The sequence below is a fragment of the Serratia sp. (in: enterobacteria) genome (assembly GCF_051654945.1).
Taxonomy (GTDB): domain Bacteria; phylum Pseudomonadota; class Gammaproteobacteria; order Enterobacterales; family Enterobacteriaceae; genus Chania.
On record NZ_JBOFZA010000082.1, the window covers coordinates 1 to 2,117 of the forward strand.

The window sequence follows — 2,117 nt, forward strand, 5'->3', positions numbered from 1 at the left end:
GGCTTCCTGGTGGTGTATGAGTCCTATCAGGGCGGGCTGGATAACAATGCTGACGGTATCATCGCCCGTCGCTACGGTTCAGACGGCCAGGCGGTGACGGACGAATTCCTGGTGAATACCAACGTTACCGGTGGGCAGATTAACGCCAGTGCCATGGCCACGGCTGATGGTGGATACATCATTACCTGGGCCGATCAGTCGAAAAACCTCGTGCAGCGTACCTTTGACGGCGACAACAAGCCGGTAACCGGCGAAGTCACGATTGTTGCGGGCAGTGGGAATGCCATGGGCGATGCGGGCGGACCTGAAATGGCAGCCTTCACCGACGCGGCACATAGCGGGATGTACATCACGGTATGGAACGCCACGAAGGGCCCCTCTGACACCAGTCTGACCGGTGTGGTCGGGCAGATCTTCGGTGCGGATGGTAAACCGCTGGGTAACGCTTTCCAGGTCAACACCACCATGGATTCCAGGCAGAACTACCCGGATGTGCTCACCCTGAAGGACGGCAGCATTGTCGTGTACTGGGATACCGATGATGCCGGGGCCAACGGCTCGGATATACGCGCGGTACATTACAGCGTCGATCCGGTGACTGGAGCGGTTGCAGTGCAGGGCACCGGCGACTTCATCGTCAATACTTACACCAATGACAAGCAGTACAAGCCGGTAGGGGTGGCGCTGGAAGACGGTGGCTATCTGATTGTCTGGGGTTCCGCAGGGGGCGACGGTAATGGCTCGGCTATCTATGCCCAACGTTATGACGCCGGTGACCATAAGGTGGGACGCGAGTTTATCGTTAACACCGCCACCAATGGCAACCAGGGCTTTGGCGGGGATTCGACGGATGTGACCCACATTCTGGATGCAGCCCTGACGGCCGACGGGAATGTCTATATCACCTGGCAGTCCGATAGTGTGGACGGCAACGGGATGGGGGTGGAAGGCATTGTGATAGACGTGGATGCGGCCTATTACTCTGAATTCACCGTCAATGCCACCACCGCAGGCGATCAGACCGACTCCTCGGTTGTAGCGCTGCCAGGCGGAGGCTCCATTGTGGTATGGACATCCACCACCGGCGATGGCTCAGGCTCCTGTATCAAGGGGCAGATGCTGGATGCGAAAGGGCAGCCGGTGGGCAATGAGTTTACGGTCAATGCCACAACGTCCGGCGATCAGGTGTCACCTTCCGTGGCGGTCTTGCCAAACGGTGACTTTGAAGTGGTGTGGGTTTCCGGCAATTACATTAAAGGCCAGAAGTTTACCTACACCTATGACGGCAGTAATCAGGTCAGCGGTGTGACGACCGCCGGAGCGGAGTTTAACGTTAACTCCGGTACTGCGGCCACGTATCAGTCCGAGCCGGTGATCACCACGCTGGCCGATGGTGGCTACATGGTGGTATGGCAGGCGGCGGTCAGTGACAAGTGGCAGGTATATGGCCGGCAGTATGGTGCCGATGGCGCGCCGGTCACCGATCAGATGATCCTGGCCTCGACCACGCTCACCGTGGTGGGTATCCCCGTGATTAACCCGGCAGACTATCACCCGCTGCCGTCGGTGACCACGCTGGCCAACGGGATGGTGGCGCTAACCTACACCACGAAAGGAACGGGGTACGATACGACGGTGCAACTGTATGATCCATCGACGCATTTGTCAGGGGTCTCCTTTGTTGCCAACCAGACGTTAAGCAGCAACCAGGCTTCCCCAAGCATCAGTGCGCTGGGTAACGGCAACTTTATCGTCACCTGGGATTCCAGCGATAACAGCGGGCCGGATCAGCGTGGTTACAGCGTGTGGGGTCGTATCTACAACGGCGAGGGCGTGGCGGTATCGAATGAGTTCATCATTAACACGGCGACGGCGGGCGATCAGCAGTTGGCGCAGGTGGTGAGCCGTTCGGACGGCAGTTTTGTTGCGGTGTTTATCTCCGGTACGGATGGCGCACCGGGCACGGGTACCTATGGTATCTATGCACAGTACTTTGACGCGCAGGGTAACAAGGTGGGTCAGCAGATGCAGATCAACCAGTTGACCTACGGTAATCAGGTGGAAGTGGATGCGACCTTTATCGAAGGTGGGCAACTGTACGTCAGTTGGACGGATAA

General features: G+C 58.0%; 1 protein-coding gene. It reads left to right on the forward strand.

Annotated features, from left to right (window positions below; all coding sequences use genetic code 11):
• On the forward strand, positions 1–2,117 hold a 2,117-nt coding region (locus ACRDCA_RS19415), incomplete at both ends, for a hypothetical protein (RefSeq protein WP_438691017.1).